The 1066-nt window shown below is 45.4% G+C and carries 1 protein-coding gene; it reads left to right on the forward strand.

The window, feature by feature from the left end:
• A partial coding sequence (focA, locus tag R7E00_RS24940) for a formate transporter FocA (RefSeq protein ID WP_318124897.1) occupies window positions 1-1066 on the forward strand: 1066 nt, incomplete at both ends.

Here is a 1066-nt window from a genome sequence, read left to right on the forward strand (position 1 = left end):
CTTTTCTCCTAAAGAGATGATGGCTGAGGCGGAGAAATTCGCATTAAGTAAAGCAAACAAAACCAGCAGCATGACACTTGGCCTAGCAATAATGGCTGGTGCGTTTATCGGTTTGGCATTTTTGTTTTACATCACAGTGACAACTGGCAGTGCGAATACAGGTTGGGGTTTAAGCCGCTTAGCCGGTGGTATCGCCTTCAGTATGGGGTTAATCCTTATCGTTATTTGCGGTGGTGAGCTGTTTACCAGTTCGGTGCTTTCCAGCATCTCATGGGCAAACAAACAAATCTCTTTCGGCAAAATGTTGTCGATTTGGGGCAAGGTTTACGTGGGTAACTTCATCGGCGCAATGTTTTTGCTTGCTCTTGTGACTGCGGCAGGTTTGTACCAAATGGATGCAGGCCAATGGGGTTTGAATGCTCTTAATATCGCACAACACAAACTGCACCATACATTGCTTCAAGCCTTTGCTTTGGGCGTTCTATGTAACCTACTGGTTTGTCTTGCAATTTGGTTGACGTTTAGTTCTGCAAACGCAATGACGAAAGCGCTTATGACCATTCTTCCAGTTGCGATGTTCGTCAGCAGTGGCTTTGAGCACTGTGTGGCAAACATGTTTATGGTCCCACTAGGCATCGTTATTGCCAATTTTGCCCCTGAATCATTTTGGGCATCTGTTGGTGTACCGGCCTCCCAATATGCGGATTTAAATGTCGCACACTTTATTAGTGCGAACTTAATTCCAGTGACGTTTGGCAACATCGTCGGTGGCGCAGTACTCGTTGGTTTGGCTAACTGGTGTATCTACCGCCGCCCAGAGTTAAAAGCAGCCAATGTTTCATCTATCACAAATACAACTCAGTTATCGTCAGTTAAGGAAATCACAATGAAAAACGCATCTTTCGTAAAGGACATCATGGATCCAAAACCGGTTACACTCAGCGTGGAAATGCCTGTAGCCGCAGCTCTTGATACTCTATTAGACAACAATCTAACAAGCGCACCAGTGGTGGATCTCCACAATCGTTTAGTTGGTTTCTTCTCTGCACACGACGTGATGGTTGAA

This window comes from Vibrio sp. Vb1755, assembly GCF_033338635.1.
GTDB classification, from domain to species: Bacteria; Pseudomonadota; Gammaproteobacteria; order Enterobacterales; family Vibrionaceae; genus Vibrio; species Vibrio alginolyticus.